This window comes from Pseudomonas putida, from assembly GCF_004357765.1.
In the GTDB taxonomy this organism is placed as follows: domain Bacteria; phylum Pseudomonadota; class Gammaproteobacteria; order Pseudomonadales; family Pseudomonadaceae; genus Aquipseudomonas; species Aquipseudomonas putida_U.
The window spans coordinates 1-646 of sequence record NZ_SMTE01000098.1; the positions used below are offsets into that span (position 1 = coordinate 1).

The 646-nt window shown below is 59.8% G+C and carries 1 protein-coding gene; it reads right to left on the minus strand.

The window, feature by feature from the left end:
* Positions 1-57: 57 nt before the first annotated feature.
* On the minus strand, positions 58-435 hold the full coding sequence (rpsL, locus tag E2H86_RS25695) for a 30S ribosomal protein S12 (RefSeq protein ID WP_003265519.1): 378 nt from the start codon (positions 433-435) through the stop codon (positions 58-60).
* Positions 436-646 lie beyond the last annotated feature (211 nt).

Here is a 646-nt window from a genome sequence, read left to right on the forward strand (position 1 = left end):
ATCCGCCTGCTCATGACAAGACCGTGACCGCAAAAGCGGCGCGATCCCACTGACGACTTAGGCCGCCTTCGGACGCTTCGCGCCGTACTTCGAACGCGCTTGCTTACGGTCCTTGACGCCTTGCAGGTCAAGGGAGCCGCGCACGATGTGGTAACGCACACCCGGCAAGTCCTTCACACGGCCGCCGCGGATCAGCACGACGCTGTGTTCTTGCAGGTTGTGGCCTTCACCGCCGATGTACGAAATGACTTCGAAACCGTTGGTCAGGCGCACCTTGGCGACCTTACGCAGTGCCGAGTTCGGCTTCTTCGGCGTCGTGGTGTACACGCGGGTGCACACGCCGCGACGCTGCGGGCAGTTCTCAAGTGCCGGGCTCTTGCTCTTCAGCTTTTCCGAGACGCGGGGCTTGCGAACCAGTTGATTGATGGTTGGCATTGTTCAATCCAGCTTGGTTTTTGAAAAATCGCCGGCTCACATAACGTGAACGCCTCATTTGTGAGGCGGACGGCGCAATCGGGTTTTATGGAAGTGGCGAGCAGAACGCTCTGAAGGGAGGACCTGCGGGAACAGATCAAGACCAAAGAGCGCGAGCCCGTCTGGTTTCAGATGCCTTGCACGGCATTTGCCGGGCACGGACGCGCGAAAC